This window comes from Streptomyces bugieae, from assembly GCF_036352915.1.
GTDB lineage: Bacteria > Actinomycetota > Actinomycetes > Streptomycetales > Streptomycetaceae > Streptomyces > Streptomyces endophytica.
Genome location: NZ_JAZBJP010000144.1, coordinates 1 through 461, shown reverse-complemented (window position 1 = coordinate 461; position 461 = coordinate 1). Strand labels below are relative to the sequence as shown.

Annotated in this window: 1 protein-coding gene; it reads left to right on the top strand. The window is 67.7% G+C overall.

Annotated features, from left to right (window positions below; translation table 11 throughout):
- Nucleotides 1–202 precede the first annotated feature (202 nt).
- Nucleotides 203–461 (top strand): LacI family DNA-binding transcriptional regulator (locus V2J85_RS40595; RefSeq protein ID WP_330824390.1); only part of this gene is annotated, 259 nt, incomplete at its 3' end.

Here is a 461-nt window from a genome sequence, read left to right as displayed (position 1 = left end):
GGTCTTGCCGGTGCCTGGCGTGTGCGCGGCAAGGGCAGGCGGGCGCCCCTCCTGTCACGATCCGGTCTCGGACGCGGAGGAGGGTCTTGTTTTCAGCCATGTAATCGATTCCAATCATGCCTGTAATCGATTCCACGGCGTCGTGCGAGCGCACCACCCCTGGTTTCGAGGTGTACGGAAACCACAAGGAGGTGGTCCGGACATGGCGAGCATCAAAGATGTCGCGGCCCAGGCGGGGGTCTCCGTCGCCACGGTCTCGCGGGTGCTGAACAGCCATCCGTCCGTCAGTGCCGAGGCGCGCACCCGCGTCCTCGCCGCCGTCGACGCCCTCGGCTACCGGCCGAACGCCGTGGCCCGCTCCCTGCGCACCGCGCAGACCCGGACGCTCGGCCTGGTCATCAGTGACGTACTCAATCCGTACTTCACCGAGCTGGCCCGCTGCGTCGAGGAGGAGGCTCGCG